The 1,210-nt window shown below is 69.7% G+C and carries 2 protein-coding genes; one reads left to right on the top strand and one right to left on the bottom strand.

All coding sequences use genetic code 11. The annotated features are described in order from the left end of the window. Positions 1-81: 81 nt before the first annotated feature. Positions 82-435: a hypothetical protein gene (locus RMT89_RS40170; RefSeq protein ID WP_315888693.1), complete on the top strand. Its 354-nt coding sequence runs from the start codon at positions 82-84 to the stop codon at positions 433-435. A gap of 662 nt (positions 436-1,097) precedes the next feature. Here RMT89_RS40170 and RMT89_RS46205 read toward each other — a convergent pair. Next, the gene (locus RMT89_RS46205; protein WP_399498826.1) at positions 1,098-1,205 is read right to left on the bottom strand and encodes a helix-turn-helix domain-containing protein; all 108 of its coding nucleotides are present in this window, start codon (positions 1,203-1,205) and stop codon (positions 1,098-1,100) included. Positions 1,206-1,210: the final 5 nt, after the last annotated feature.

Below are 1,210 nucleotides of genomic sequence, written 5' to 3' on the forward strand. Positions count from 1 at the left end.
TCTCGTGGCGCTGTGGGCGGTGTGGATCACGGCCCGCATCCCCGCCGATCGGGAGGCATGATGGTGGGTACTGTCCTATCTGTGCTGGCGATCATGGTGTCGCCGGTGGTGGCGTGGCTTGTGGCGCGTGCCGGTCAGCGCTCGACGCAGCGGTCGGCGGAGATCACCTCAGCCACCGACCTGGTGCCTGACCTCATCTCACGCGTGGAGCGACTCGAGCAGCAGGTGCATGCGCTGCAATCCGAGCTGTCCGAGCGGCTGGGACAGCTGTCCGCCGCCGCCTGGTTCATCGACCAGGTCGGGATGCTCCGCCGCCCTGACTGGGGCCGGATGCCCCGCGTCCCGCACCGCATCCGTGGCCATATCGACCCGAGCCTGTGGCTCGACCCTGATCCGGTGGACGACACGGAGCCGTCCCCTGCACGAGAGGACTAGATGATGACTGACCAGACGACGGCACCGACGCCGGTGCCCCCGATCCCTGCTGAGGATCGTCCCTGGATCGCGGCCCGGCGCGGCTGGCAAACCCTGTGGCAGGGTCTCGGCGTCGCCGTGCTCCTCGGGGTGCTGACGGCTGCCCCTGCTGTGCTGGGTGCCGAGTCGTGGGCTGAGGTGGTCGCGACCGCGCCCCAGTGTCATGGACGCTGGTCCAGGCCGGGTTGACGGCGCTGGTGGCGTATCTGCTGCGCCGCTACCGAGACGATGCTGGTGTGGCACCCCGCCACGCCGCCGACGAGGACTGACCTACGGTGGCTGAGTGTCGAGGGCCCACTGCGCCCCGACACGCACAACTGGCCCCCGCCCCCGTGGCGGGGGCCAGCTTTTTGCTGCCTCAGGCGCTAGTAGCGCGTCGTGCTCATCATCGTAGCCACTCCACCTCGAGATCGGGATCAGTCAGCATCGCCCGCCCGGCAGCGGCAGCCCACCACCCCCGAGGCCGATCACCCACCGGGTGGCGCGACAAAACCACCGGCACCCCAGCATCCAGCATCCGCCGCACCTGCTCATCATGGCGGGCCAGCTCAGCCCAGATCAGAGCCTCGGCCCGCTCACTGATCCGGTCCCGCTCAGACTCCCACGACCGCAGGCCGCCGCCGTCATCGGCTGAGGGTCCGGTACACGGTGCGTCGAGTGAGACCCGATTGGCGAGCCAGTTCCATCACTGACACCCCCCGCTGATGGGCCGCGACGATGGCGCCCTGCAGCTCGG

Source organism: Streptomyces sp. P17 (genome assembly GCF_032436805.1).
Classification (GTDB): domain Bacteria; phylum Actinomycetota; class Actinomycetes; order Streptomycetales; family Streptomycetaceae; genus Streptomyces.